1 protein-coding gene is annotated in these 1,461 nt (G+C 39.6%); it reads right to left on the bottom strand.

Annotated features, from left to right (window positions below; genetic code table 11):
• Positions 1-65 precede the first annotated feature (65 nt).
• Entirely contained in the window at positions 66-1,268 is a 1,203-nt protein-coding gene (locus tag ADH81_RS08510) for an IS110 family transposase (RefSeq protein ID WP_049527613.1), read from the bottom strand.
• Positions 1,269-1,461 lie beyond the last annotated feature (193 nt).

Raw genomic sequence — 1,461 nt, 5'->3', positions numbered from 1 at the left:
GCTAAAAAACACCTCATCTGGTATTTTTTGAAACAAGGTGTTATAATAATACGGCATAGATGACCTTATCGATTTTGGGTCAAAGAGTAATCGTAAAGTTTGTTATGCGTAATGAGGTAATACATTGTTCGAATGAGACGATGTATAGAGGCAATCGCATGTGGCTTGGTTGAAGCTATTGTCGATTGTCTTTTTCGTTTCTCATAAAAGTCGGCGATATGGCAGGGATTGGTATGACTAGCTGAAGCGATGTTATGAATGCACTTGAACAAGATTTTTCTGGCATAGGGATTACCTCGCTTAGTAATGTGTTCCTTGGCGAGAAAGTTCCCAGATTCATAGTGTCTCAGGTCAATGCCAATAAAAGCGTTGATTTGATTGGTAGACTGAAAGCGCCGAATATCTCCCAATTCGCCAATGATAGATGTCGCTGTGGTTTCTGCGATGCCAGGAATTGATCGTAAGATGTCATACTCTGGTAAAGGCTGCGCTAGAGCTACCATGTCGTCTAAGACAACCTGTCTGTGCTCAGAAAGACGAAGCAATTCTTGAGCATAGTAACGAACCTCTTCAAGCATTGGGGAGATTTTCTTGACCGCACAAAAAGATTGTTTAGCGAGTTTTATAAGTTTATCAGTCAGATAAGCAATACGCTTTTCAGAGATTCGTTTGGAGGTAGATTGACGGATAATCTTACACAATTCATTTTGAGATAGGTTTAATACAAACTCTTTGCATGGAAAAGCCATCACTAAATTCCAATATTGCTCTCCAGTTGGTGTGGATAAGAGATTTTCCAATTCAGGAAAGGTGACTTGTAAGACCTTGTGTAGACGGTTTTTAGCTCTAACAATGTCTTCTGTAAGATTTTGATAGAAACGGCTTAAATCACGCAGATGTTGATAAACTTCTTCCTGCGCATAAGTTGGTTTACGATTGAGTATAAACTGAGAATGAGCCAACTTTTCAGCGTCAATTTTGTCTGTTTTACGAACTCGCAGACTGTCCAGTTGCTTCTTAGCTTCCAGAGGATTCAGCTGTGTATAAGCGTAGCCGTATTCCTCAAGAAAGGCTCGAAGACGCCGAGAATAGACACCAGTAGCTTCAAATATAATCTCAGGGTTATGAACAGTTTTCAAGTCATTCAAAAGACGATTGAAGCCAATGGCGTCATTGAGCATAGTGTATCCATGAATCTTTTCACCGTTGACTAAAATTGCCACCTCAGAACTTGCCTTACTCACATCAATCCCAAATACTGTACGCATGATATTACCTCTTTTGTCTTGAATAATTCCGTGTTTTAGTGATTTTATTTTCAATACGCGACGTCTAGCGCCAAAGAGCCCTACGACTTTACAAGACACCTCTACTTTAATATAAAGAAAAAGTAGTGAATACTCTCTCCCGTCGGAGATTTTCTCACTACTAATCTTAGTATGTTTGTCAACTGTAGTGGGT

The organism is Streptococcus pseudopneumoniae (assembly GCF_001072925.1).
GTDB lineage: Bacteria > Bacillota > Bacilli > Lactobacillales > Streptococcaceae > Streptococcus > Streptococcus pseudopneumoniae_Q.
Note: the sequence above shows the minus strand (reverse complement) of the source record. Positions and strands in the feature narration are given on the sequence as shown.